General features: G+C 57.4%; 22 protein-coding genes and 1 riboswitch. Of the genes, 17 read left to right on the top strand and 5 right to left on the bottom strand.

The genetic code is table 11. From position 1 onward, the window contains the following. Positions 1-196: 196 nt before the first annotated feature. The 12 genes from flgB to mgtE all read left to right on the top strand — a co-directional run bounded on the left by flgB (position 197) and on the right by mgtE (position 12,765). A complete protein-coding gene (gene flgB, locus G5315_RS16700; RefSeq protein WP_005344526.1) occupies positions 197-595 on the top strand; it encodes a flagellar basal body rod protein FlgB in 399 nt (132 codons plus the stop codon). After that, on the top strand, positions 595-1,014 hold the full coding sequence (gene flgC / locus G5315_RS16695; protein ID WP_005344527.1) for a flagellar basal body rod protein FlgC: 420 nt from the start codon (positions 595-597) through the stop codon (positions 1,012-1,014). The genes flgB and flgC overlap by 1 nt, the downstream gene beginning before the upstream one ends. A 15-nt stretch (positions 1,015-1,029) precedes the next feature. Then, positions 1,030-1,770 (top strand): flagellar hook assembly protein FlgD, encoded by a 741-nt coding sequence (locus tag G5315_RS16690; RefSeq protein ID WP_216954111.1) that lies wholly within the window; start codon positions 1,030-1,032, stop codon positions 1,768-1,770. Positions 1,771-1,780: 10 nt separating this feature from the next. After that, positions 1,781-3,139 carry a flagellar hook protein FlgE gene (gene flgE, locus G5315_RS16685; protein ID WP_421173084.1) on the top strand — a complete coding sequence of 453 codons (1,359 nt, stop codon included), beginning with the start codon at positions 1,781-1,783 and terminating at the stop codon, positions 3,137-3,139. Positions 3,140-3,276: 137 nt separating this feature from the next. After that, positions 3,277-4,023, top strand: a complete 747-nt coding sequence (flgF, locus tag G5315_RS16680) for a flagellar basal-body rod protein FlgF (RefSeq protein WP_421333454.1) — start codon at positions 3,277-3,279, stop codon at positions 4,021-4,023. Positions 4,024-4,037: 14 nt separating this feature from the next. Continuing rightward, positions 4,038-4,826, top strand: a complete 789-nt coding sequence (gene flgG / locus G5315_RS16675; RefSeq protein WP_216954109.1) for a flagellar basal-body rod protein FlgG — start codon at positions 4,038-4,040, stop codon at positions 4,824-4,826. Between the two features lie 14 nt (positions 4,827-4,840). Continuing rightward, positions 4,841-5,512, top strand: coding sequence for a flagellar basal body L-ring protein FlgH (gene flgH / locus G5315_RS16670; protein WP_216954403.1), 672 nt, complete (start codon positions 4,841-4,843; stop codon positions 5,510-5,512). An 8-nt stretch (positions 5,513-5,520) separates the two neighbouring features. Next, positions 5,521-6,618, top strand: a complete 1,098-nt coding sequence (locus G5315_RS16665) for a flagellar basal body P-ring protein FlgI (protein ID WP_227340838.1) — start codon at positions 5,521-5,523, stop codon at positions 6,616-6,618. A 43-nt stretch (positions 6,619-6,661) separates the two neighbouring features. Continuing rightward, positions 6,662-7,735: a flagellar assembly peptidoglycan hydrolase FlgJ gene (gene flgJ / locus G5315_RS16660; RefSeq protein ID WP_216954107.1), complete on the top strand. Its 1,074-nt coding sequence runs from the start codon at positions 6,662-6,664 to the stop codon at positions 7,733-7,735. A 3-nt stretch (positions 7,736-7,738) separates the two neighbouring features. After that, positions 7,739-9,742 carry a FlgK family flagellar hook-associated protein gene (locus tag G5315_RS16655; protein ID WP_337072996.1) on the top strand — a complete coding sequence of 668 codons (2,004 nt, stop codon included), beginning with the start codon at positions 7,739-7,741 and terminating at the stop codon, positions 9,740-9,742. Between the two features lie 4 nt (positions 9,743-9,746). Further along, on the top strand, positions 9,747-10,955 hold the full coding sequence (gene flgL / locus G5315_RS16650) for a flagellar hook-associated protein FlgL (protein ID WP_216954104.1): 1,209 nt from the start codon (positions 9,747-9,749) through the stop codon (positions 10,953-10,955). 176 nt (positions 10,956-11,131) lie between these two features. Next, positions 11,132-11,301, top strand: a riboswitch (M-box (ykoK) riboswitch). Between the two features lie 120 nt (positions 11,302-11,421). Next, positions 11,422-12,765, top strand: a complete 1,344-nt coding sequence (mgtE, locus tag G5315_RS16645) for a magnesium transporter (RefSeq protein WP_216954102.1) — start codon at positions 11,422-11,424, stop codon at positions 12,763-12,765. A 60-nt stretch (positions 12,766-12,825) separates the two neighbouring features. On the opposite strand, the gene ppx is transcribed toward mgtE, so the two are convergent. From ppx to G5315_RS16630, 3 genes are all read right to left on the bottom strand, one after another. Then, the gene (gene ppx, locus G5315_RS16640) at positions 12,826-14,316 is read right to left on the bottom strand and encodes an exopolyphosphatase (RefSeq protein ID WP_042052939.1); all 1,491 of its coding nucleotides are present in this window, start codon (positions 14,314-14,316) and stop codon (positions 12,826-12,828) included. Further along, positions 14,306-16,375 carry a polyphosphate kinase 1 gene (ppk1, locus tag G5315_RS16635; RefSeq protein ID WP_005350671.1) on the bottom strand — a complete coding sequence of 690 codons (2,070 nt, stop codon included), beginning with the start codon at positions 16,373-16,375 and terminating at the stop codon, positions 14,306-14,308. Before ppk1 ends, ppx begins: the two co-directional genes overlap by 11 nt. 74 nt (positions 16,376-16,449) lie before the next feature. Next, the gene (locus G5315_RS16630; RefSeq protein ID WP_005350673.1) at positions 16,450-16,965 is read right to left on the bottom strand and encodes a glycine cleavage system protein R; all 516 of its coding nucleotides are present in this window, start codon (positions 16,963-16,965) and stop codon (positions 16,450-16,452) included. A 196-nt stretch (positions 16,966-17,161) separates the two neighbouring features. Here G5315_RS16630 and G5315_RS16625 point away from each other — a divergent pair, with 196 nt between their 5' ends. The 5 genes from G5315_RS16625 (at position 17,162) to G5315_RS16605 (ending at position 23,209) form a co-directional block, all read left to right on the top strand. Continuing rightward, a complete protein-coding gene (locus tag G5315_RS16625; protein ID WP_421333452.1) occupies positions 17,162-18,040 on the top strand; it encodes a DUF2726 domain-containing protein in 879 nt (292 codons plus the stop codon). Between the two features lie 268 nt (positions 18,041-18,308). Then, on the top strand, positions 18,309-19,730 hold the full coding sequence (locus G5315_RS16620) for a sigma-54 dependent transcriptional regulator (protein WP_421333492.1): 1,422 nt from the start codon (positions 18,309-18,311) through the stop codon (positions 19,728-19,730). Positions 19,731-19,836: 106 nt separating this feature from the next. Next, positions 19,837-20,871 carry a sensor histidine kinase gene (locus tag G5315_RS16615; RefSeq protein ID WP_216954098.1) on the top strand — a complete coding sequence of 345 codons (1,035 nt, stop codon included), beginning with the start codon at positions 19,837-19,839 and terminating at the stop codon, positions 20,869-20,871. Positions 20,872-20,947: 76 nt separating this feature from the next. After that, on the top strand, positions 20,948-22,291 hold the full coding sequence (locus tag G5315_RS16610; RefSeq protein WP_421333450.1) for a sigma-54-dependent transcriptional regulator: 1,344 nt from the start codon (positions 20,948-20,950) through the stop codon (positions 22,289-22,291). A 156-nt stretch (positions 22,292-22,447) separates the two neighbouring features. Further along, the gene (locus G5315_RS16605; RefSeq protein WP_421312025.1) at positions 22,448-23,209 is read left to right on the top strand and encodes a Nif3-like dinuclear metal center hexameric protein; all 762 of its coding nucleotides are present in this window, start codon (positions 22,448-22,450) and stop codon (positions 23,207-23,209) included. Between the two features lie 108 nt (positions 23,210-23,317). On the opposite strand, the gene purN is transcribed toward G5315_RS16605, so the two are convergent. Next, positions 23,318-23,956, bottom strand: coding sequence for a phosphoribosylglycinamide formyltransferase (purN, locus tag G5315_RS16600; RefSeq protein WP_421333449.1), 639 nt, complete (start codon positions 23,954-23,956; stop codon positions 23,318-23,320). Next, positions 23,953-24,990 (bottom strand): phosphoribosylformylglycinamidine cyclo-ligase, encoded by a 1,038-nt coding sequence (purM, locus tag G5315_RS16595; protein WP_421333447.1) that lies wholly within the window; start codon positions 24,988-24,990, stop codon positions 23,953-23,955. The genes purN and purM overlap by 4 nt, the downstream gene beginning before the upstream one ends. Positions 24,991-25,151 lie beyond the last annotated feature (161 nt).

The raw sequence follows: 25,151 nt of genomic DNA, 5'->3' as shown, positions 1-25,151 counted from the left end.
TGCCTCCTTCTCTCTTTATGGCTCCATTCTTATAGCTCCATTCGTGATGGCATTGCGCCATGTTCCTATCTATCGCGCAGCAGATCCTTGCACTCCGTCTAAAGGCTTTCATAGCTAGGCTCGACAACCTGGCAACATTTTGAAAATCGTCTGGCACATCTCTTGCAAGCAAAATATACCAAGCAGGAGGTGTGCTATGGCTTTTTCATTCGACAAGGCATTTGGTATCCATCAATACACGCTGGGTGTTCGCGCCAAGCGTGCCGAGGTGTTGTCCAGCAATATTGCCAATGCGGACACGCCAGGTTTTAAAGCAAGGGATATCAACTTTGCACAGGCATTGCAGGATGCCCAGCATAAACAGGGTTTTGGCCTGGTAACAACCAGTGAAAAGCACTTTGCCTTGAATATGGATGCCCCCGGTACTGTTCAATACCGCAATCCGTTGCAGCCTGATACGGGTGATGGCAACACGGTGGATGTGCAGCAGGAGCGGAGCGAGTTCTTGCGCAACAGTCTGGAGTACCAAACCTCCCTGGAATTTATGAATCGCAAGATCAGTGGCCTGCTTAAAGCCCTGAAAGGAGAGCAGTGATGAGTTTGTTCAAGGTCTTTGATATTGCCGGCTCGGCCATGAGTGCGCAGTCCGTGCGTCTCAATACGGTTGCCAGCAATATGGCCAACGCGGACAGCGTAAGCTCCAGCGTGGAAAACACTTACCACGCAAGGCGGCCAATTTTTGCCGCTCAGCTCGATCAGGCCATGTCAGATAAGCAGGGATCGGTCGGCGTTGAGGTGAAGGGCATTGTCGAGAGCAAGGCTCCACTGCTCAAGGAGTACAACCCTAACCACCCGATGGCGGACAAGGATGGCTTTATCTTCAAACCGAACGTCAACATGGTTGAAGAGATGGCTGACATGATCAATGCCTCGCGCAGCTACCAGACCAATGTACAGGTTGCAGATTCGGCCAAGAAGATGCTGCAGCAGACGCTCCAGCTTGGCAAATCCTGATAGGAGGGATGCAACATGGTCGACACCACAAACAGTGTGAACGGCATTGGCCGTACCACGACCCAGACCACAGGCACCACAACGACGCCGAAGAAAGAGCTGGATCAGGCTTCGTTTATGAAACTGCTGACCATGCAACTATCATATCAGGATCCCTTCAAGCCGGTGGACAATGCCCAGATGCTCTCCCAGATGGCTTCCATGTCTACCTCGGAGGGGATCAGCAGTCTGTCTACCCAGATGGGCAAGCTCAATGAGCAGATGATCTCCAGCCAGGCTCTGCAAGCATCTTCTCTGGTTGGCCAGAATGTACTCTTGCCCAGCAATGTGGGCTATCTGGACAAGGAGGGCCCTGTTTCCGGTGTCGTTCAGGTTGGCACGACCAATCAATACGCGGGTGTCAAGATTATCGTTGAAGACGAGGCGGGTCAGGTCATCAAGGAATTTAGCCTGGAAGGAGAACAGAAGGGCAATGTGGAGATCGCCTGGGATGGCACTGACAAGGCGGGCAACCGGGTCAAGCCAGGCAAATACGTGATCAAGGCCAGTGGCAGTGTGGATGGCAAGGCAGAAACTATTCCCACATACGCTTATGGCAAGGTCGACAGCGTTGCCCTGGGGAATGCAACAAATCCCACAATGCTTAATTTGAAGGGACTGGGGAGCACCCTGCTGAGTTCCGTCCTGCAAATATCAGGCACCAATCCAAACCAGACGGCTACTCCGTCAAAAACCACGTCGACAGCATCGATCTAAGGAGCTGGATATGTCATTTAACAATGCCTTGAGCGGTGTCAACGCGGCACAAAAAGACTTGAACGTCACCGCTAACAACATTGCGAACGTCAATACAATGGGCTTTAAAGAGTCCCGTGCCGAGTTTGCGGATGTCTACGCCAACTCCATCTTTGTCAATGCCAAGACTCAGGTCGGTAACGGTGTGGCGACCGGTGCTGTTGCCCAGCAGTTCCATCAGGGTGCGCTGCAATTTACCAATAACGCGCTGGATTTGGCCATTCAGGGGAACGGCTTCTTTGTCACCTCTGATGGTTTGACCAACCTGGATCGCACTTACACCCGTGCCGGTGCATTCAAGCTCAATGAAAACAGCTATATGGTCAACAATCAGGGCCACTATCTGCAAGGCTACGAGATCAACGCCGATGGCACACCCAAGGCGGTCAGTATCAATGCGACCAAGCCGATCCAGATCCCTGATCGGGCGGGTGAGCCGATCAAAACCAGCAAGATTGATGCAAGTTTCAACTTGCCTTCCACCGCATCGCCCCTGCCTGCAGGTAATGGTGCGGGGGATGCCTCCACCTTTGACCCTAAGGATTCCAAAACCTACTCCTCATCCACCTCAGTGGTGATTTATGACTCGCTCGGTGAACCTCACACTATCACCCAGTATTTTGTCAAAGAAGCAGATCCAGCAGACCTGACCAAGCCAGCTAGCCCGACAGCTTGGCGCATGTATCTTTATCAAGGTGATAAGCCGGTCGATATCGTCGGAGGGGTGACGCCAACAATGGCCACAGGGTTGAATCCTGCACCTGCCGGTGCCCGAATTACCTTTGGTGCCGATGGTAAAATGATTACTCCGACCACACCGGCAAACATCCAAACGGAGCAGTTGGGGGCAGCAGGAGCGGGAATTATTACCAATGGTGCGGATCCTACCCAGCAGGTAGATATCACTTTCGGCACTGTGACCCAATATGCCTCACCGTTTGAAGTCAACAAGTTGTCACAGGATGGTTCCACTGTCGGCCGTTTGACCAAGGTCGAGATCACGCCGGATGGGATTGTCTCTGCAACCTACAGCAATGCCACCACCATCAAGGTAGCCATGGTGGCCATGGCCAAATTTGCCAACTCGCAAGGGCTGACCCAGGTGGGTGATACTTCCTGGCGGCAATCCCTGCTCTCCGGCGATGCTTTGCCGGGAACGCCCAATTCAGGCACCTTCGGTACCATCAAATCGTCGGCGCTGGAGCAATCCAACGTAGATTTGACCTCCGAACTGGTTGATCTGATCACTGCCCAGCGTAACTTCCAGGCGAACTCCCGCTCTCTGGAGGTCAACAGTTCGCTGCAGCAGACCATCTTGCAGATCCGTTAATTCCTCTCAGGCGACGGGGCACCTTGGGTGCCCCGTTTTTTTATCGTTCTCTACTGTCGAATGGCGTGGCATTCCCCTTCTGTTGGCATCCAAATTGCAGTTCTGCTGTCAGAGTCATCTGTTTGACGGAGAATCCCATGGATCACCTGCTTTATATCGCCATGTCCGGGGCCAAAGAGAACATGAACAGCCTGGCTGTTCGCGGTAATAACCTCGCCAATGCCAATACCACCGGCTTTAAATCCGATTTCGAGCAGGCCCGCAGCATGCAGGCCTTTGGTGAGGGGCTGCCCAGTCGGGTATTTGCCATGACGGAACGTCCCGGCCAGAACCTGCGGCATGGCATGTTGATGACCACGGGGAGGGATCTTGACGTGGCGGTGGATGGTCCCGGCTGGATTGCGGTGCAAGATCCGAAGGGGGGGGAGGCCTATACCCGTATGGGAAATCTGCAGGTCAATGCGACTGGCAACCTGCAGACCTCTACCGGCTTGAACGTCGTGGATGACGGTGGTCAACCCATCGTGCTGCCAATGCCGATGGAGAAGCTGGAGATTAACCGGGATGGCACCATCAGTGGCCGTCCTGAAGGGGCCGCCGCGAATTTGTCGGAAGATTTTCAGCGGATCAAACTGGTTAACCCGGCCGCCGATGCGATAGAGAAGGGCCAGGATGGGCTTTTTCGGCGCAAAGATGGCCAGAATGAGCCTGCCTCTGCCAACGTTGGCCTGATCGCCGGCTCCCTGGAGGGGAGCAATGTCAATGTGGTGGATGAGATGACCAACCTGATCCGGTTACAACGACAGTTTGAAACCCAGGTCAAGATGATGAAAACGGCCGAAGAGAATGACGAGGCCCAAACCCAGTTGCTGCGTATCAGCTAATCAAGGAGTTACCTATGAATCCTGCACTCTGGATCAGCAAGACCGGGTTGGATGCTCAGCAGACCAATATTTCGGTCACCTCGAACAACCTGGCGAACGCCAGCACCGTTGGTTTCAAGAAATCGCGGGCCATTTTCGAGGATCTGCTCTATCAAAACATCAATCAGCCCGGCGGCCGTTCGTCGGCGGATACCGAGTTGCCCTCCGGCTTGATGCTTGGCGCGGGCGCCAAGGTGGTGGCTACCCAGAAAAACCACAGTCAGGGCAACGTACAGACTACGGATAACTCGCTGGATCTGATGATCAGTGGCCGTGGCTACTTTGAAATTCAATTGCCCGACGGCAGCCTGGCCTATACCCGTAATGGGCAATTCACCCTTAACAGCGAAGGCACCATAGTGACGCCGGGTAACGGTTATCCCCTGCAGCCAGAAATCCAGATCCCGGAAAATGCCCAGAGTGTCACTGTCGGCACTGATGGTCAGGTCTCGGTACAGTTGAAGGGAGATGGTGCTTCTCAAGTGGTCGGACAGATCACCCTGTCAGACTTTGTCAATGCCAGTGGTCTGCAGCCGATGGGTGAGAACATGTTTCTGGAAACCCAGTCCAGCGGTGCAGCCATTCAGGGAACTGCCGGGGCGGATGGCATGGGGGTCTTGAAGCAAGGGATGCTGGAAAGCTCCAACGTTAACGTCACCGAAGAGCTGGTGAATCTGATCCAGGCTCAGCGGGTCTACGAGATGAACTCTAAAGTCCTCTCTGCGGTGGATGGCATGATGTCCTTCCTGATCCAGCGGACCTAATGGGGAGAGCCATGATGAAAAGCGTATGGATGCTGGGGTTGCTGGTGTTGGGGGGGTGTAGCAGTACTCCCAATACACCCAGGCCTGATGACCCCGAGTTTTCCCCCGTATACGGGGAGTCGGAGCCCGTCTCGGTGAGACCGACGGGTGCTATTTTTCAGCCGGATCAGGTTAATGGCATCTATTCGGATATCAAGGCGCACAAGGTGGGTGACATCATCACCATCGAGCTGGCCGAGTCCACTTCCGCCTCGAAGAAGGCAAATACCCAGAGTGGCAAGGATAACAAGTTCAATCTGGATCCGGTGACGCTGGGGGGCGTGCCTGTCACTGCCAGCCCCTATGATCTCTCCGCATCCATCGCTCAAAACAGTGCCTTCAAGGGGCAGGCCAAGGCGGATCAGAGCAACAGCCTGCAAGGCAATATTTCGGTCAGTGTGGCCAAGGTACTGCCCAATGGCAATCTGCTGGTACGGGGCGAGAAGTGGATCATGCTCAACAATGGCAATGAGTATATCCGTATCACAGGTCTGATTAGACCGGAGGATGTCACCTCGGATAACAGCGTGTCATCCCAGAAAGTGGCGAATGCCCGTATCTACTATGGTGGTACCGGCGATCTTGCCAATACCCAGGAACAGGGATGGCTTACCAGCTTTTTCAATGGTCCCTGGTGGCCGCTCTAGGAGATGTTATGAAGTCACTCCGTTTGGTTACTCTGCTCTGCTGTCTGCTGCCTTTGGGGATGGCGAATGCCGCCCGGATAAAGGACATCAGCTCGGTAGAGGGGGTGCGTAGCAACCAGTTGATCGGCTACGGTCTGGTCGTGGGTCTGCCAGGTACCGGCGAGAAGAACAACGCCTTTACCGAACAGACCTTCCGCACCATGCTCAACAACTTTGGTATCAAGGTGCCGGACAACATCAAACCCAAGATCAAGGATGTGGCGCCGGTGGCAATCCATGCAGATTTGCCGCCGTTTGCCAAGCCGGGCCAGACCATAGACGTCACTGTTTCTGCCATCGGTGAGGCCAAGAGCCTGCGCGGTGGTACGCTGCTGCAGAGTTTCCTGAAAGGGCTGGATGGGCGGGTCTATGCAGTCGCGCAGGGCAGCCTGGTGGTCGGCGGGTTGGGTGCCGAGGGGGCTGATGGCTCCAAGGTGGTGGTCAATACTCCGACCGTCGGCCGGATTGCCAATGGTGCAACCGTAGAGCGAGAGGTGCCCAACTCATTTAGTCAGGGAGATACGATTACCTTCAACCTCAACCGCCCCGACTTTACTACTGCGCGTCGGTTGGCCGATGTGGTCAACGATCTGGTGGGGCCCAATACTGCGCAGGCACTCGATGCCACTTCGGTCAAGGTTTATGCCCCGCGGGATCCGGGCCAGCGAGTCTCCTATCTGGCGACTATCGAGAACCTGGAGGTGGACCCGGCCAACGAGGCGGCCAAGATCATCGTCAACTCCCGCACCGGCACCATCGTTATCGGCAGTCAGGTGAAGCTCAAACCGGCGGCCATCAGCCACGGAGGCCTGACGGTGACCATAGCCGAAAACCAGCAGGTCTCTCAACCCAACCCGCTGGCAGGGGGCGAGACCACGGTCACCAACAACTCGACCATCAATGTCCAGCAGGAGCCCGGGCGGATGTTCAAGTTTGATACCGGTGCGACTCTGGACGATCTGGTCCGAGCGGTCAATCAGGTCGGGGTCGCCCCCGGTGATTTGATGGCTATCCTTGAGGCGCTGCAGCAGGCAGGTGCCATCGAGGGGCAACTGGTCATATTGTAACTGGCGGCAAGTGATTGCCACGGGTGGCAATGAGGTAAGCAAAATGGCGGAGTTTGACACCAACAGCGGCATGAATCTCGGGGTGGTGCAGGATATCAAGAACCTGGACCGTCTGCGCCAGATGAGCCACAGCAAAGAGGGACAGGCCGAGGCACTGCAGGGGGCTGCGCGCCAGTTCGAGTCAATCTTTACCCAGATGTTGTTTCAGAGCATGCGTCAGGCCAACGGGGTGTTGACTCAGGACAACCCGATGAACAGCAGCTATACCCAGTTCTATGAAGGGATGCTGGATGAACAGCGAGTGGCAGACATGTCCAGCAAGGGGGGGCTTGGATTGGCTGATATGGTGGCTAGGCAGCTCTCACCGGCGACATTTGTCCATCAGGATGGCCGGGTGCTCAAGATGCCGCAACGGACGGAACGGGTCTATAAACCCTACGAGCCACCCAAGACGGCTGCCACTGATTTGATCTCGGCATCAAAAGTTGGCAAAGATTTTGCTGAAAAAGAGATGACCGAGGGGGTCAAGGAGAGCCACGCACTCACTATGCCCCGTCGACCGCACCGCAGCATTCCGCCCATGGGACGCATGGCCAGCGAAGAGGGCAGTGCCGCCAGTAGTGGGGGCAAAGAGTTCGATACGCCGGAAGAGTTCGTTAATCGCCTGATGCCGCTGGCCAAGAAAGCGGCCGACAAGTTGGGGTTAAGCCCGGCGGTACTGGTCGCTCAGGCGGCATTGGAGAGCGGCTGGGGCAAACGGGTGATCAAGGATGGTGAAGGGCAGATGACCCATAACCTGTTTGGCATCAAGGCCGATCCTCGCTGGGAAGGGCCCAAGGCGGTAGTCAGCACCCTGGAATATGAAGAGGGAGTGGCGTCCCGCCAGAAAGCGGCGTTTCGTTCCTATGGCTCGTTTGAAGAGAGCTTCAACGACTATGTGGACTTTCTCACCTCCGGTTCCCGCTACAAGGGGGCCCTGGCCAGAGTGGACAGTCCGGATCGCTACTTCGAGGCGCTGCAACAGGCGGGTTATGCCACCGACCCGCACTATGCCAGAAAACTGAAACAGGTATTGCGCAGTGATGCCATTGCCCGATACAACGAGATGGAGCTGTAACATATGGCAAGCGATCTGCTTGGAATTGGTACATCGGGCGTGCTGGCACAGCAGCGCCTGCTGCAGAGCACCAGTAACAATATCGTAAACGTCAATAGCCAGGGCTATGTGCGTGAGCGTACGCTGGTGTATACCAATGCCATCGGTCTTGGCACAGGTGACATCAGGACCGAGCGGGTAATCAACAGCTATATGCAGGGAGAAGTGCGTCGCGATACCTCTGCCTTTTACGCATCCCTGACTCATTACGAGCAGCTGGCCGGCGTGGATCGCCTGCTGGGAGACACCAGCAATAGCGTAGGGGAGACCATCACCTCTTATTTCAAGTCCTTTCATTCGGCAAATGAATCACCCGCCGAGATCGGTGGCCGCAAGGTAGTGATGACGGAGCTGAGCGGTATGGTGAACCGCTTTCACACACTCTCGGCCCAGCTCGACAAGCAGAGCGATACCCTCAACACCCGTATTGAAGATGAGACCAAGCAGGTCAACAGTCTGCTCACCAGCATCAATGATCTCAACCAGGCGATCATCCGTACTCAGGGGTCTCCCGAAGAGAACCTGATGCTGTTTGATCAGCGTGACGAGGCGATCAGGCAGCTCTCCGAGAAGATGGATATCCGTACCGTAACCCAGGCTAACGGCAGCGTATTGGTCAATATGAGCACTGGTCATTCGCTGATCCTGGATGGGGGCGTTGCCCAGTTCAAGGTGGTGGCGGGCGATCCCGATTCCCGTGATCAGGAGTTGCAGCTGACTCTTGGCGACAATCAGGCTCTCATCGATCACGATACCTTCGGGGGGGCCATGGGAGGGCTGTTCAAGGCGCGTACCGACCTGGAGCCGACCAAGCGTGAACTGGGCCAGCTGGCCGTTGCGATGGCGGATGCCATGAACCAGCAAAACCGTCTCGGGATGGATCTGGACAACGAGTTGGGCAGCGATATTTTCACCCTGCCAACCAGCAAGGGATTGCCTTATGGCGACAACACAGGGTCGGTCGGAGCGAATGTCAGCTTTGTACCCGGCAAAGGAAGCTCTGTAACCCCCTTCGACTATGAAGTGCGCTTTAGCAGTGCGACCGGATATGAAGTGTTCTCGCTGGACAAATCTGGTAATCGCACCTCTGTGGCGACGGGCACCACGCCGCCAGCAACGTTTGAACTGGCTGGCCACGGGATCTCGATCGATCTCACCGGTACGCCAGCGGCAGGAGACAAGCTGCTGCTGCAACCAACCAAGGGGGCTGCTGCCGGGCTGGCTCAGCAGATCAACCGGCCGGAAGACCTGGCCTTGGCTGCACCTCTTAAAGTACAGAAGACTACCAACAACATCGGCAGTGCAGACATCAAGCTCGATGGCATCTTCAATACCGGAACGGGTTCCGGTTTTGGTACCAACAGCCTGGATCCCGCCGCTCCCCAGATCGTCAAGATCGGCAATAACGGCAATTATGAGGTGTATGCCGGTGATGGCACTACCTTGATCGGTGTCGCGCCGGCAGCCAGCAAAGGGCAGAATTTGATGGCCTCGATAGTAAACCCCTTTCCGGGTGGGCCTGCGGTCTACAGCAACCCGAAACAGAGCCCGGGCTACGAGTTCAGCATTACCGGCACGGTAGAACAAACCGACAGCTTCCAGCTTAGTTACAACACCAATGGTTTTGCTGATAACAGCAATGGTCTGGCAATGGCTGAGTTGCAGAACAAGGATCTGGTACGCAAAAGCACCAATGGTGGGACGACCAACGACAAGATGACCTTTAACCAGGCTTACTCCGGGTTGGTGATGGAAGTGGGTAACAATACCAGTCAGGCAAAAACCCTGCTCAAGGCTAATGAATCCAAGCTGATCCAGAGTACCGGGATCTACGAGAGCGTCTCCGGGGTCAATCTGGAGGAGGAAGCGGCCAATCTGATCCGTTTCCAGCAATCTTACGCGGCATCCGCGCAGGTGGTCAGTACGGCCAAAACCATCTTCGATACACTGCTTTCGTCCGTGAGGTAACGTCATGCGCATCACTACAAACATGATCTACGATCGGAATCTTTACTCCCTCACCAATACCAACGAGCGACTGGACAAGGCCTATCAGCAGCTGCAAACCGGCAACAAGTTTCAGAGCGCCGGTGAGGATCCGGCAGGCATGAGCCAGAAGATGGCGCTGACCAAAGAGATTGAACTGTTTAAACAGTACGGGGTGAATGGCAGTTTGCTGCAGAACAGTCTGGGGCATGAAGAGACGGTATTGGACTCTCTCAATACTGCGATGCTCAGTGCCCAGACCCTGATCCAGAAATCCAATAATGGTGCCATTAGCCTGGATGACCGAAAGGCCATTGCCAGTGAACTGGAAGGGTTGCAGCAGCAAATGTTTGACCTGATGAACAGCAAGAACTCATCGGGTGAATTTATTTTCGGGGGCAATCAGAGCAAGACCCAGCCCTATGTGAAAGATGCCAACGGTAAATACATTTATCAGGGAGATCCTGGCCAGCGAAATATTCAGGTATCGCCCACAGTGCAAATTGCTGCCAATGACTCCGGACAGGATCTGTTTGAAATCGTAGCAACCAGAAGAACCGCCAGTGCCACCAGTGCGAATATCAAGGTAGGGGTCGGGGATCAGGGGGATTTTGATAATTTCTATAAATCCAGTTACGACCCGGCACTGCCCAGCAACACCTACACAGTCTCCACCACAATTGGCCCGCCCGATACCTATGATATCAAGGATGCGGGTGGCAATACCCTGCAGACAGGTAATTACACTCCCGGTACCAAAATACCGTTCAATGGTCTCGAACTGACACTGGATCAGCCTGCAGGTGGTGCAGCACAGCAGTTTGCTCTCAATCCTCCCAAGAATGACAACGTGTTGAACGGGATGTCAGACTTCATTACGGCTCTGCGTGATCCCAATATTTCAGCCGAGAGTTTTGAGCAAAAAGTGGCCGATGCCACCGTTCATATGAAAAATGCCCGTTTGAACATTGATCATGGGCTGGGTGAACTGGGTGGCCGGATGAACAGTCTGGAGCAGGTGATGGGTTCCAACGAGGGGTTGAGCACCCTCAATGCCGAGGCGAGAGCCAAGGTGTCGGAAGCCGATCTCTATGAGGTAATTTCAGCACTGTCAAAAGAGGATGCGGCATTGAGTGCCTCGCAGCTCTCGTTCAGCAAAATAAGTCGTCTGACGCTATTTGACTATATTCGCTAAGAAAAGGCCCCTATGGGGCCTTTTTGCTATGCATCCCCGGCAGAGTTCCCCTGATATGTTCCAACAATTGTAACAAGCTGTTGCCATACCCTGTTTCCTGGTTGAGGCGGGGTTGACCTCCCTGTGGGATTGGATAATCATGCCGCCCGCACAACAGAGGGTTGTGCATATTATTTGCAGCATCTCGTTAGGCGAGGCTCCTGTATAAACACAGGCCACTGATCTCACGACGTCCAGAGACGCCCAAGATCAGGACAGTTTTCATCGGATTAAGGTGTAAACCCAAGTGGCTTCCGGCATGCCGGATACGTTATGCAGTGCTAAAGCTGGTACGTGGGGATGATGACACGCCGAACGGCGTCATTTCCTGCCTATTACTCGTCAATCAAATTGCTGTTTTCTTTCAGACAGCGAACGGTCTCCGCTCGCGCTCAGGCTTGCCTGAAATCACATGAGGTTCTTTGTGATGAAGAAAACACACACCATTCTCAACCGTCATCAACTGCTCGATCTCGCCAGCCTGCAAGGCTGGCTGGAACACAATCTGGATCCGGTTCAGCGCGCCGATCAGCTGCTGACCCTGCGTCCGGAAGAGCTCAACTGCATCTTTGACACCTTGCCTGCGTCAGAAGGGGCAGAACTGATCGCTTCTCTCTCCGCAGAGAGTGCCGGTCGCCTTTTGCTGCGGCTCCATGGCAGCATCGTCAGCGTGTTGCAGGAGGCTATTCCCCGTCGCGAAATGGTGGCTATCCTGCGCAAACTGAGTCGTCAGGATCGCACCATGTTGCTGGCTCGCTTCCCGACCCAGGCGCAGGCCATCTACTACTCACTGCTGGATTGGCCGCCTGAGTCCGTCGGGGCCAATATGCGCCACGAGTATCTGGCAGTGAGCGAACAGGATTCCGTCGGCAAGGCCAAGCAGCTGATCCACGATGCCTGGGACAATGCCCAGCTGTTCCGCCACATCTATGTGGTCAACGTGGATGGCCGTCTACAGGGGAGTATCTCGCTCAAGAGCTTGCTGATTGCTGACCCCGAGGCCAGTGTCGCTAACCTGATGGACCGAGAGACGGTGCGGATCAACGCTCGGGCTGATCAGGAGCTGGCGGCGCGCCTGCTGATCGACCGCGACCTGTCGGTATTGCCGGTCGAGGATCAGGGGCGACTGGTCGGTATTTTCCACGTCGATGATGCCGCCGACATCCTGGAGCTTGAATCTACCGAGGATGCCGAGATGCAGGGTGGCTCATCACCGCTCGATACCCCTTACTTGCAGGCGACCCCCTGGCAGTTGTGGCGCAAACGGGTGGGCTGGCTGCTTATCCTGTTCGTGGCGGAAGCCTACACCGGCACCGTGCTGCGGGCGTTCGAGGAGCAACTGGAAGCCGCCATCGCGCTAGCCTTCTTTATCCCCTTGTTGATTGGGACTGGCGGTAACAGCGGCACCCAGATCACCACCACGATCGTGCGTGCCATGGCGGTCGGGGAGGTGAGTCTGCGCAATCTCGGCACCGTGCTGAAAAAGGAGCTCTCCACCGGTCTGCTCATCTCGGGGGCCATTGCCATGGCGGCCTGGGTACGGGCATGGAGTCTCGGCGTCGGTCCCCAGATTGGCATGGTGGTGACCTTTACCATCATCGCCATCGTGCTCTGGAGTGCCACGGTCGCATCCATTATTCCCATGGTGCTGCGTCGTTTCCGCATCGATCCGGCGGTGGTCTCTGCACCCTTCATCGCGACGCTGGTGGATGGTACCGGCCTTATCATCTACTTCGAGATGGCCAAGCTGTTGTTGCCCGAGTTGCAGTAACCGGGAGATTGAGATGCAAAAGGCAGCCAGTGGGCTGCCTTTTGCATTTATCTTTCCGGTTTAGCCGAGTTGGAACAACAGTGGCCAGCCCTGCTCCTGGCAATAACGATGCTCTTTCTCCAGATTCTGCATCAGGAGACGGTTCTCCTCGCACCAGTCAATCGGCAGGGTCACGACCAGCTGATCCCCTTGTACCGCGACTTTCCACTCGGGCAGCAGGTTGTCCTGGCGCTTGTGGTGAGCTGCGACTGCGAGGCGCAAGATGCGGATGCAACGCAGCACCGTTTGCATGTCGTGGTTGGGCAGGGGAGGCAGCTCGGAGAGCTTGAGCCCCTTGCGCTGGAAGCGTACCAGCGCTGCCAGCAGGGCCTGATCGTCCTGGTTGAAGCCAGGCAGGTCGGTGTGTTGCAGGATATAGGCTGAGTGGCGATGAATGCCGCTGTAGTTGATGGCAAGGCCGATTTCGTGCAGCCGCGCTGCCCAGCCGAGGATGGCGCGATAGGGCTCAATCTCCATCTGCCAGGGCTCTTGCAGGGCATCAAACAGGGTCAGCACGCTCTGCTCAACCCGGGCTGCTTGTTTGCGGTCCATCCGGTAGTGGGTGCCGAGCGCCTGCGCGGTACGCTCGCGAATATCGTGGTGCTGCAAGCGTTCCTCGAATTCATAAAGCAACCCTTCGCGCAGCGCACCATCGGAGTAGTCGAGCCGCTCTATGGGCAGCGAGGTAAACAGCCCGAGCAGGATGGCGACCGCAGCGGCAAACACCTCCTGACGCTCCTCGGTCAGCCCTGTCAGCTTGAGGTTATCGACTCGCTTGCGCTCAATCATCAGCGCCTTGAGCCGCTCCAGCCCCTCCAGCGTAATGCTGCCGTCAGTCAGCCCTTCACCCTGCAGCACGTCGCGCACGGTACGAATGGAACCTGAGCTGCCAAGGCAGCTCTGCCAGCCCAGCTTGCGGTACTGGTTGACGATGGGGGCGAGCTGGTGCTGCGCCTCCAGCACGGCATTGGTGAAGTGCTTGTCGCTCAGCTTGCCGCTGGCGAAGAAGCTTTGGGTAAAGCTGACGCAGCCCATCTTGCGACTGGTGAGGGCCTTGTGTTCAAACCCTTCACCGATGATGAGTTCGGTGCTGCCGCCGCCGATATCGATGACCAGTACCTGACCCTCGATATGCTGGGTATGGGCAACCCCCTGATAGATGAGCCGTGCTTCTTCCTGCCCGCTGATGATCTCGATGGGGTGGTTGAGCACCTTGGCTGCTTCACTCACAAATTCGCGGGCGTTGCTGGCGCGGCGCAGGGTATAGGTACCTGCGATGCGGATCTGATCCGGCTTGATATTGGTGAGGCGCTCGGCAAACAGCGACAGGCAGGCGAGGCCGCGTTCCATCGCCTCCGGGCTCATCCGCTTTTGCTCATCCATCCCTTCAGCCAGCCGCACCCGCTCCTTGATGCGATCGACGATGCGAAAACGCCCTTCGCTCAAATGGGCGATCACCATATGAAAACTGTTGGAGCCGAGATCAACGGCGGCATAGAGACTATTGTCCATTGTTTGACTCGATACGTTTGAGATAGTCGTAAATCGCCACCTGAGAGCGGATCTTGCGGCGGTTGCCCCGCTTCACATATTCGTTCTGCTGGTCGGCATCAATGACCCGCGCCTTGCAGGTATCACTCAGTTGTAGTTCGAGAATGTCCATGATGCGCTGCTTGAGCCGCTCATCATAAATGGGGGTGCCCACCTCGATCCGGCCGTCGATATTGCGGCTCATCCAGTCGGCGCTGGAGATATAGAGCTGGGGGTTGCCCTTGTTGTGGAACACCATCACCCGCGGGTGCTCGAGGAAGCGGTCGATGATGCTGATCACCTTGATGTTGTCACTGAGGCCCGGTACGCCCGGACGCAGGGCGCACATGCCACGGATGATCATCTGGATCGGTACTCCCGCCTGCCCGGCGGCATAGAGGCGGTTGATGAGATCCTTGTCCACCAGATTGTTGATCTTGAGGATGATGCCGCTCGGCTGGCCCGCCTTGGCGTTGGAGAGCTCGTTGTCGATGAGGCGATAGAGCTGACGGCGGCTGTTGATGGGGGAGACCAGCAGGTGGTTGAATTTGTAACGCTTATAGGGGTACTCGATGTATTCAAATACCCCTTCCACTTCGGCGGTGATATCCGGATTGCGGGTCAGCAGCGAGAAGTCGGTATAGATCTTGGCGGTCTTCTCGTTGAAGTTCCCGGTGCCGATATGGGCGTAGCGCACCGCCTCGCCATTTTCGTGGCGGGTGATGAGGCAGAGCTTGGAGTGGATCTTGAGGCTTGGCACCCCGAACACCACCTTGACCCCGGCATCGGTGAGAATATTGGCCCAGTCTATGTTGGCCGCTTCGTCGAAACGGGCGCGCAACTCGACCACCACGGTCACCTTCTTGCCGTTGTTGGCGGCATCGATGAGGGAGTGGATGATCCGCGACTTCTTGGCGACCCGGTAGATATTGATGCGAATGGCGCTCACCGCCGGATCGAACGCCGCCTGGCGTACCAACTCGGTGAAGTGGTGGAACTTGTGATACGGGTAGTAGAGCAGGATATCCTGCTTGGTAATCGCATCGAAGGCGTTGACGAAGCCGTCAAAATCGCGGCAATCCAGCGCCGGCAGCTTGGGGTTTTCCAGATAGTCACGGCCCACGTTGGGGAAGCCGATGAAATCCTTGAAGTTGTGATAGCGCCCGCCCGGCATGATGGCGTCGTAGGAGCTGATCTGCAGCTTGAGCTTGAGGAAGCTAATCATGGCAGCGGGCATCTCCCGCTCGTAGACGAAGCGCACCGGCATGGCGGTGAGGCGCTGCTTCAAGCCGTCACTCATCTTGTCCACCAGGCTCAAGTCCAGCTGGTCGGAGAGATCATATTCGGCATCCCGGGTCAGCTTCACCGCATAGGCGGCAATCTCGTCGTAGTCGAAGAAACCTTTGAAAATCTCGTCCAGACAGAAGCGGATGACGTTATCTAGAATGATGATCTGCTTCTTGCGGCGGGTCCCTTCCGGCGGCAGCTGGAAGAAGCGGGGCAGGTCGTCGGTCGGCACTTCCACCAGGGCGTACTGGATCACCTGACCGTTCTTCTTCATCTCGATGGCCAGATAGGTGTACTCATCCTTGAGGAATTTGACCGGATTGACCTCTTTGTTGAGCAGGATCGGGATGATGTGACGCAGCACCTTCTCCTTGAAGAAGACCCGCAGCCACTTCTGAATGGCATCGGAGAGCTGGTTCTCGTTGACCAGAAAGATGTTGTGGCGGGCCAGCGCAATCAACAGCTCTTTATAGGTGTTGTCGAACGCCTCACCGAGCGCCATCACCTTCTGCTGGATGGCACGCAGCAGCACTTTTGCTTCATCGTCGCCACCATGTACTTCATTGATGAGGATGCGGCGCTTGACGTCCGATACCCGTACCTTGAAGAACTCATCCTGGTTGGAGGAGAAGATCCCCAGAAAACGAACCCGCTCGATGAGGGGCACCGTCTTGTCCATTGCCTCTTGCAACACCCGTTCATTGAATGAGAGCCAGCTCAGCTCTTTCTCTTCATACTGCTTGTCGGTGCTCATCTTGTGCCTCTGTTTCAGGTCGCGTCTGCGCGGCAGTTATGGCGTTAATATATGACAAATAAATGACAGTATTGTTACTGCTCGCTGAACGCTTCGTCGATGTCGACCACCAGATCGTCGGAGAGGGATTCCAGCGCGGTGATAAGCGTATCCATCGCGAGCCCGTCGGGCAGGGCAACCAGCGCATGGGCATAGAAGAGCGGGGCGCCGGAGTGGGGAGCCGGTTCACAGCCGGTGGTGAGATCGGCCACGTTGATCTCGAGCTGGCGCAGGATGCTGGCTACTTCATGGACGATGCCGGGGCGGTCGTTGCCGGTCACTGTCATCATGACTTGATGGGCGGGCTCGGTGGTAGGTGTCCCTTCGGCAAAGCTGATGGTCAGACCCGGTAGCAGGGCTAGTGCTTCGCACAGGCTGCGATAGTGCTCATCGGGGACAGAGACATGGAGGATACCGGCAAACTGGCCCGCCAGTTCGCTCATGGCGCTGCCCAGCCAGTTGCCCTGCTCGCGGCTGATGACTGCTGCCAGACTCTCGACGATCCCGGGTTTGTCTGCACCGATCACGGTGACCACCAATTGCTTTTGCATCCTGCTCTCCTTGAAATGGGATTTCTTGCTCTATCCCTATTGTGCCTGCTGGGGCTGGTCATATGAACCCCCGCCTGCTGACAAATAGATAAAAAGACGGGACTTTTCACTTTCTATACACGGGTCTGCTGCCTTGCTCCGTGGCGGCTGTGGTAAAGTAATTCCCCTTTCGTGTCGTGAACTGGATCGTGCTCTCATGAATACCCTTGTCCTATCGGGATTGTTGTTGCTGGCGCTGCTTGTGCTGGCGATCTTCTGGAGCAGAGGAAGACAGCAAAAGCGCCTGCCCTATGATGTGCAGGAGACCCTGTTCAGTCCCGCCGAACGATCGTTCCTCGGGGTGCTGGATCTGGCGGTGGGTGACAAGGCCCGGGTCTTTGCCAAGGTGCGGGTGGCTGATGTGCTGACGCCACAGGCCGGGATCGGCAAAAGCAAATGGCAGCAGTACTTCAACAAGATCAGCGCCAAGCATTTCGACTATCTGCTTTGCCACCCTGCGGATCTCTCCTTTATCTGCGCCATCGAACTCGATGACAGCTCCCATCGCCACCAGAAGCGCAAGGCGCGGGATCTCTTTCTGAAAACCGCCTGCGACAGCGCCGGTCTGCCGTTGCTGCAGATCCCGGCAAGTGCCAGCTATCTGGTGGAAGAGCTGCGCGAACAGATCCTGCCGCTGCTGGTCAAAACCAGCGAACCATTGATCGACGATCTGCCGCACGGGGCGCGCCGCGAGCCCACCTTCAACCCTCTGCTGCTGGACGGCGTGGATGTCGGTGCCGGGATGCGTGGTCGCACTGCCCATGCCGAGGCCATTTCGCCTGCGTCGCTCCACGAACCCTCCATCCAGGCCAAGGGGATGGTGGAGGCGCCACAGAGTGAGGGGGGGTTGGTCGATAGCCTGTTCGCCGATGTGGAAGATGATGAAGAGCACGAGGTACACCACTGCCCTCGTTGTGATGCGCCGCTGGTGGAGCGGGAGGCGAAAAAAGGCCCCCACGCCGGTCGACTCTTTCTTGCTTGCAGCCGTTTTCCCGAGTGTCGTTACGCGGCGCCGCATCACCACCACAGCCACTGAGTTCATCTGACCGTATTGCATGCTGCCCTCTGACGAGGGCAGTTTTCTTTCCGCCATTGGCGGCGTTTGCTAGCGGCGCCAATGCAGAAAATTCCTCGGCAAAATTTATCTAATCTCCCGTTTCTATCGATACACTTAGCCTGAATACGACAATTTTTGACAATGTGTCGGTTTTTTGGCACTTTGTGTGCCTGCAAAAAGACAGTCAGTAGCTGTTTTATTACTAAATAAAACAATAAGTTAGTTCAGGATATCGCGAGGGATGGATATGGTGGAGATGGGCGTGTTGATTGTTGATGCCGATGCGCAGCGGCGCCAGCAGTTGGGAACCGTGCTCACGTTTATGGGGATCCTGTGGCAGGATGTCGCAGAAGGGGACCTGGATGTCGCCATCGAATCTTCTGGCCCACTGCAAGGGGTGCTGGTGGGTGAACTGGCAGGTCGCACCTTGCCCGAGTTACTTGCCGCTTTCCCTCGTACCCCCTTTATCTCGCTGGTTGAGGCGGAACTGCCCAACAGCAACTTTATCGGGGTCGCGCTCTCGCCTTTTACCTATGAATCCCTCACCCGTCATCTGCACTTCTGTCAGGCTTTTGTCTCTCTCCATCCCCGTCAACAGACCCACGACAAGGGGCAGACGTTGCTGCGTTTGCTGGTGGGCAAAGGGAAGGGGATCCAGGAGGTTCGCCGCCTCATCAGCCAGGTGGCCGAGACCGATGCCAACGTGCTGATCCTTGGTGAATCGGGAACCGGCAAAGAAGTGGTGGCCCGTGCCATTCACGAACTCTCGGCCCGCAGTAGTGGCCCCTTTGTGCCTATCAACTGTGGTGCCATTCCTGCCGAGTTGCTTGAGAGCGAACTGTTCGGTCACGAGAAGGGAGCCTTTACCGGCGCCATCGCAGCTCGTCGCGGTCGTTTCGAGCTGGCGCAGGGGGGCACCCTGTTCCTCGACGAGATTGGCGACATGCCGATGCCGATGCAGGTCAAACTGCTGCGGGTATTGCAGGAGCGGCTGTTCGACAGGGTCGGTGGTGGCAAGCCCATTCAGGCCGATGTGCGCATCATTGCGGCGACCCATCGGGATCTGGAGGCATTGATCCGCAGTCAGGGTTTTCGTGAAGATCTCTACTACCGCCTCAACGTCTTCCCCATTGAGACCCCGCCACTGCGGGATCGCATCGATGACATTCCGCTGCTGCTGCAGGAGTTGCTCAACCGTCACGCGGAGCAGCACCACAGTGTGATCCGTCTGACCCAGCGGGCGCTGGAGTCGCTGATGCAGTACCCCTGGCCGGGCAATGTGCGCGAGCTTTCCAACCTGCTGGAGCGGCTGCTTATCCTCTACCCGCAACAGATCGTCGATGTGGCGGATCTGCCGAGTCGTTATCGTCTGTTGCCGAGCGAGCCGCGGGATGAGCGGCTGACCGAGATGGATGAGCGGGATGCGCTGGCGGCGGTGTTCCAGGAGCCGCCGGAGCTGGATCACCCCCTCGCCTCTGCCCGCACCATGCAACTGCCGGAGGAGGGGGTCAATCTCAAGGAGATGCTGGCCGACCTTGAAGTGGAGCTGATCCGCCAGGCGCTGGAGTCGCAGGACGGGGTGGTGGCCCGCGCCGCCGATCTGCTCGGCATGCGCCGTACCACCCTGGTAGAGAAGATGAAAAAGTACGGGATGAGCAAGGACGTTTAAGGGTCAAAGCCTTGACGTTAACATGCAATCTATTGCTTTAATTGAAATAATTTAGTGGCATGGAAATTGAATAACCTGACCCAATAGCCAGTTTGAGGTCAGGTTTATGACGATCCAGCAGCAGGACATGCCACTCCAGTCCCACGAAGTGAGCCAGCTCTATGCCATCTTCAAGGCGCTCCCCACCGGGGTGTTGCTGCTTGACGGGGCTGGGGTGGTCACCCGCGCGAATCCGGCAGCCATCTCCCTGCTGGGGGAGCCGCTGGAAGGAGAGCTCTGGCGCCGCATCATTGCCCGCTGTTTTGAACCACGTGAGGATGATGGCCACGAGATCTCCCTGCGCGACGGACGACGGGTCCAGCTTTCTACCCAGCCGCTGCCGGATCAGAGCGGCCAGCTGGTCTTTATCAATGACCTCACTGAAACCCGCAAGCTTCAGGATCGCATCAACCACATGAAGCGGCTGTCGGCGCTGGGCAATATGGCGGCTTCGCTCGCCCACCAGATCCGCACTCCGCTCTCCGCCGCCATGCTCTATGCCGCCAACCTGGCCAACCGTACCCTCAAGCCGGAGTCCCGCAGCCAGTTTCAGCAAAAGCTGATGGCCCGCCTCCAGGATCTGGAGAAGCAGATCAACGACATCCTGCTGTTTGCCCGCAATGGCGACAATCAGGTGGTCACCCCCATCTCGGTACAGGGCTTGCTGGCTGAAGTGCAGGCTGGTGCCGAGGCTTTCTGTCAGCAACAGGGCTGCGAACTGCACATAGAGGCGCCGGAGCCCGATCTCTGCCTGCTGGCCAACAGCAGCGCACTGGCGGGCGCCATCAACAACCTGATCGCCAATGCCCAGCAGGCGGGGGCCACGTCACTCTTGGTCAGCGCGGTGCGCAGTGGTGTCCGGGTGGAGATGCGTGTCATCGACAATGGCAAGGGGATCCCTTCTCACCTGCTTGGTCAGGTATTCGAACCCTTCTTTACCACCCGCTCCCAAGGCACTGGCCTCGGGCTGGCGGTGGTGCAATCCGTCGTGCGTGCCCATCAGGGGGAGGTCGGTGTGGCCTCGGTTCCCGGTGAAGGCACCTGTTTTACTCTGTCGTTCCCCCTGCATCAGCAGCAGGTGCAACTTGGAGGTGCAGCATGAGCCTTGTTAAGGAGCTGTGCCTGCCGAGAGGGAGCCATATCAATGCGGCCAGGTTGGCTGTCGTGGGAGGTGTAGCATGACTCAGGCCCGGATCCTGGTTGTAGAAGATGACAATGGCCTGCGCGAAGCGCTGGTGGATACCCTTTTGCTCGGCGGTTATGAGTGCCGCGAAGCGGACAGCGGCGAGCGGGCTCTGCTGGCTCTCTCCCGTCAGCCGTTTGACATGGTGATCTCCGATATCCAGATGGGGGGAATGGACGGCCTCACCCTGCTGGCGACCATTCGCCAGCAATATCCGCAGATACCTGTGCTGCTGATGACCGCCTACGCCAATATCGACGGCGCGGTGCGCGCCATGCGCGAAGGGGCCATCGACTATCTGGCCAAGCCCTTTTCGCCGGAGGTGCTGCTCAATCAGGTCAGCCGGTATGTGCCCGCTCAGAAGGTGGAAAAACGTGCCGTGGTCTACGGGGATCCCAAAACTGCCGAGCTGTTCCAGCTGGCGACCCGGGTGGCCAGAAGCGAAGCGACCGTGATGGTGACCGGCCCGAGCGGGACGGGTAAAGAGGTGCTGGCCCGTTACATTCATGACAACTCCAGCCGCGCCGAGTTGCCCTTCGTCGCCATCAACTGTGCCGCCATTCCGGAAAACATGCTGGAGGCGACCCTGTTTGGCTACGAGAAGGGCGCCTTCACCGGTGCGGTACAGGGGTGCCCAGGCAAGTTCGAACAAGCGCAGGGAGGCACCCTGCTGCTCGACGAGATCACCGAGATGGATCAGGGGCTGCAAGCCAAATTGCTGCGGGTGTTGCAGGAGAAAGAGGTGGAGCGGCTCGGCAGTCGCAAGATGATCCCGCTGGATGTGCGAGTTATCGCCACCAGCAACCGGGATTTGAAAAAAGCGGTGCAGGATGGCCTGTTCCGCGAAGATCTCTACTATCGCCTCAACGTCTTCCCGCTGCGATGGTCTGCCCTGAGTGAGCGGCCCGGCGACATTCTGCCGCTGGCGGAACACCTGCTGGCCCTGCATGCCAGCCAGCAAGGGCTGCCCACCCCGCAGCTGGAGCCGCAGGCGCGCGAGCGGCTGCTCTCTCATCCCTGGCCCGGCAATGTGCGGGAGCTGGATAACGTGGTACAGCGTGCCCTGATCCTTAGCCCCGACGGGGTCATTGATTGTGACCACCTCATTCTGGAAGAGCTGGACGAGCAGGAGATGGAGTTTGTCAGCGTGGAGCGCAGCTATGGCGGCGATCGCCTCGGCAGCGAGCTCAAGCAGCAGGAGCACCAGATCATTCTCGACACACTGCAAGAGTGCAACGGCAGTCGCAAGGATGTGGCCGACCGGCTCGGGATCAGCCCGCGCACTCTGCGCTACAAGTTGGCCCAGATGCGGGATGCCGGCATCGACTTGCCCGCCTGAATCAGGCTGGTGCCTCAATAGAGGGATGTATCACTGTGTGGGAACCGTCATGGTCTTGATGACGGCTCTCGATTATCATAGGGCCCTTGGCGTTTTGAGCCGGGGCCTTGTTTTTATTGGTAAAACAGGGAATCGCGCCGTTATAAAGGGACCCTTATGATCTCTCATCGAAAATTGGAAACCGTACTGAACCACCTGCTTGAGCCCCACGCCATCAAGGATTACTGCCCCAATGGCCTGCAAGTGGAGGGGCGCGAGCGCATTCGCAAGGTGGTGACAGGTGTCACCGCCAGTCAAGCCCTCATCGATGCCGCCGTGGCTGCCGATGCCGATGCCATTCTGGTTCACCACGGCTACTTCTGGAGCGGTGAGCCGGCCCAGATCACCGGTATGAAGCAGCGCCGCATCAAGACCCTGCTGGTCCACGATATCAACCTGTTTGCCTACCACCTGCCACTGGATGTCCATCCCGAGGTGGGCAATAACGCCCAGCTCGCCAAGCTGCTCGATATCAAGGTGCGTCGCGGTCTGGAGCCGTGGAATAGCAAGAGCGTCGCCATGGTGGGCAAGCTGGAAGAGCCGATGAGTGGCGCCGACTTTGCCAAGCTGATTGCCGAGCGCCTTGGTCGTGAGCCGCTCCACTGTGGCGACAGCGGCCCCGAGCTGATCCGTTCCGTGGCCTGGTGCACCGGCGGCGGTCAGAGCTACATCAATCTGGCGGCGGAGCAGGGCATCGATGCCTTTATCTCCGGTGAAGCCTCCGAGCAGACCATTCACACAGCCCGCGAGATGGGGATGCACTTCTACGCTGCTGGCCATCACGCCACCGAACGTTACGGCGTCAAGGCGCTGGGCGAGTGGCTGGCGACCGTGCACGGGTTGGATGTCACCTTTATCGATATCGACAATCCGGTGTAGGGTCGCTTGGCCGAGTAATCCGAGCTAACCGCTGCCATCGTGCGGTAGGTAGAAATGACAAGGGAGGCTTAAGCCTCCCTGTTGTATCTGACATGCAGTTGTTAGCGGTTACTCGCAGGCGTAACCAGCGGGGCCCAGCAGGGCGCCATCCAGTTGCACAGCGCCGTCCACCATCTGCAGCCTGCCTTCGCAGAACCAGCGCACCACCAGCGGGTAGATGCTGTGCTCCTGCGCCTGTACCCGTGCCGCTACCTCGTCCGCCGTGTCCCCTTCAAAGATGGGCACGCGGGCCTGCAGGATAACCGGGCCACCGTCGAGCTCTTCGGTCACGAAGTGGACGCTGGCGCCATGCTCGCTGTCACCAGCATCAATAGCGCGCTGGTGGGTGTGCAGCCCCTGATATTTCGGCAGCAGGGAGGGGTGGATATTGATCATCCGTCCGGCGAAGTGGCGCACCAGTTGCGGGCTCAATATGCGCATAAAGCCGGCCAGTACCACCAGATCCGGCTGATAGTCAGCCATCAGCGCCAGCAGGGCGGCGTCATACTCCTCCCGACTGGCAAACTGCTGCTGGCTGAGGGTGGCGGTAGCCACCCCTGCCTCTTGTGCGCGGATCAGGCCATAGGCATCGGCCTTGTTGCTGATGACGCCGACCACCTCACCGGCAATCTTGCCGCTGGCGCAGTGGTCGAGGACTGCCTGCAGATTGCTGCCGTTGCCGGAGATAAGGACGAGGATCCGCATCATTTGATGACGACCTGCTCCTCACCATCGGCCGCCTTGGCCACATGACCGATGTGCCATGCGTTCTCGCCTTCTGCCTTGAGCAGGGTCAGCGCCTTCTCCAGCTGGTTGGCGGGCAGGGCGATGATCATGCCGACGCCGCAGTTGAAGGTGCGATACATCTCGTGACGGGTGACGTTGCCAGCCTGCTGCAGCCAGCTGAACACCGCCGGCCACTGCCAGCTCTGCTCGTCGATCACCGCTTGAGTATTGGCAGGCAATACGCGGGGGATGTTCTCCCAGAAGCCACCGCCGGTGATGTGGGAGAGGGCGTGGATCTCGCACTCCTTGATGAGCTTGAGCACAGGTTTCACATAGATGCGGGTCGGCTCCAGCAAGGCATCTGCGAGGGTGCGGTCACCCAGCGGCTGATGCACGTCGGCTTTGGAGACTTCCAGAATTTTACGGATCAGGGAGAAGCCGTTGGAGTGAGGGCCGCTGGCGGCCAGCGCGATCAGGGCATCCCCTTCACCGACCTTGCTGCCGTCGATGATTTCGCTCTTCTCCACCACACCGACGCAGAAACCGGCGATGTCGTAGTCTTCCCCTTCATACATACCCGGCATCTCGGCGGTCTCGCCGCCCACCAGGGCACAGCCTGATTGCTCGCAACCGGCACCGATCCCGGTGACTACCGCGGCTGCGGTGTCCACGTCCAGCTTGCCGGTTGCATAGTAGTCGAGGAAGAACAGCGGCTCTGCGCCCTGTACGATCAGGTCATTGACGCACATGGCCACCAGATCGATGCCCACGGTGTCGTGCTTCTTCAGGTCGATGGCCAGCCGCAGCTTGGTGCCCACACCATCGGTACCGGAGACCAGTACCGGCTCCTTGTAGCCCGCAGGGATTTGACACAAGGCCCCAAAGCCGCCAAGACCACCAAGGACTTCAGGACGACGAGTGCGCTTTGACACGCCCTTGATACGTTCAACCAGTGCATTGCCGGCATCGATATCTACGCCAGCATCCTTGTAGCTCAGTGAGGTTTTGTCAGTCACGAGTATTCCCCGTCATGTAAAGAAGTGGAGGGTAAAATTCGGGGCGTATTCTAACAGTGGCGGTGAAAAACCAGAAAGGAAATCGTTTGCGCGTTTTTGCGCGGAAATGCTCTACAAGCGGTGGCTTTTGTTGTATGATTCCGCGATTTTTTTGCGGCAGG

It is taken from the genome of Aeromonas sp. 603607 (assembly GCF_049171595.1).
GTDB lineage: Bacteria > Pseudomonadota > Gammaproteobacteria > Enterobacterales > Aeromonadaceae > Aeromonas > Aeromonas veronii.
The sequence above is the reverse complement of the archived record's forward strand: the minus strand, read 5'-3'. Positions and strand labels throughout refer to the sequence as shown.

Bases quoted from the DNA above. Each gene is read 5' to 3' on its own strand.
- G5315_RS16690 (WP_216954111.1), top strand. From the start codon at position 1,030: ATGGTCGACACCACAAACAGTGTGAACGGCATTGGCCGTACCACGACC.
- flgH (WP_216954403.1), top strand. From the start codon at position 4,841: ATGAAAAGCGTATGGATGCTGGGGTTGCTGGTGTTGGGGGGGTGTAGC.
- G5315_RS16615 (WP_216954098.1), top strand. From the start codon at position 19,837: ATGACGATCCAGCAGCAGGACATGCCACTCCAGTCCCACGAAGTGAGC.
- G5315_RS16655 (WP_337072996.1), top strand. From the start codon at position 7,739: ATGGCAAGCGATCTGCTTGGAATTGGTACATCGGGCGTGCTGGCACAG.
- flgB (WP_005344526.1), top strand. From the start codon at position 197: ATGGCTTTTTCATTCGACAAGGCATTTGGTATCCATCAATACACGCTG.
- ppx (WP_042052939.1), bottom strand. From the start codon at position 14,316: ATGGACAATAGTCTCTATGCCGCCGTTGATCTCGGCTCCAACAGTTTT.
- G5315_RS16610 (WP_421333450.1), top strand. From the start codon at position 20,948: ATGACTCAGGCCCGGATCCTGGTTGTAGAAGATGACAATGGCCTGCGC.
- ppk1 (WP_005350671.1), bottom strand. From the start codon at position 16,375: ATGAGCACCGACAAGCAGTATGAAGAGAAAGAGCTGAGCTGGCTCTCA.
- G5315_RS16630 (WP_005350673.1), bottom strand. From the start codon at position 16,965: ATGCAAAAGCAATTGGTGGTCACCGTGATCGGTGCAGACAAACCCGGG.
- G5315_RS16665 (WP_227340838.1), top strand. From the start codon at position 5,521: ATGAAGTCACTCCGTTTGGTTACTCTGCTCTGCTGTCTGCTGCCTTTG.
- G5315_RS16605 (WP_421312025.1), top strand. From the start codon at position 22,448: ATGATCTCTCATCGAAAATTGGAAACCGTACTGAACCACCTGCTTGAG.
- flgF (WP_421333454.1), top strand. From the start codon at position 3,277: ATGGATCACCTGCTTTATATCGCCATGTCCGGGGCCAAAGAGAACATG.
- purN (WP_421333449.1), bottom strand. From the start codon at position 23,956: ATGATGCGGATCCTCGTCCTTATCTCCGGCAACGGCAGCAATCTGCAG.
- G5315_RS16620 (WP_421333492.1), top strand. From the start codon at position 18,309: ATGGTGGAGATGGGCGTGTTGATTGTTGATGCCGATGCGCAGCGGCGC.
- G5315_RS16625 (WP_421333452.1), top strand. From the start codon at position 17,162: ATGAATACCCTTGTCCTATCGGGATTGTTGTTGCTGGCGCTGCTTGTG.
- mgtE (WP_216954102.1), top strand. From the start codon at position 11,422: ATGAAGAAAACACACACCATTCTCAACCGTCATCAACTGCTCGATCTC.
- flgL (WP_216954104.1), top strand. From the start codon at position 9,747: ATGCGCATCACTACAAACATGATCTACGATCGGAATCTTTACTCCCTC.
- flgJ (WP_216954107.1), top strand. From the start codon at position 6,662: ATGGCGGAGTTTGACACCAACAGCGGCATGAATCTCGGGGTGGTGCAG.
- flgC (WP_005344527.1), top strand. From the start codon at position 595: ATGAGTTTGTTCAAGGTCTTTGATATTGCCGGCTCGGCCATGAGTGCG.
- flgE (WP_421173084.1), top strand. From the start codon at position 1,781: ATGTCATTTAACAATGCCTTGAGCGGTGTCAACGCGGCACAAAAAGAC.
- flgG (WP_216954109.1), top strand. From the start codon at position 4,038: ATGAATCCTGCACTCTGGATCAGCAAGACCGGGTTGGATGCTCAGCAG.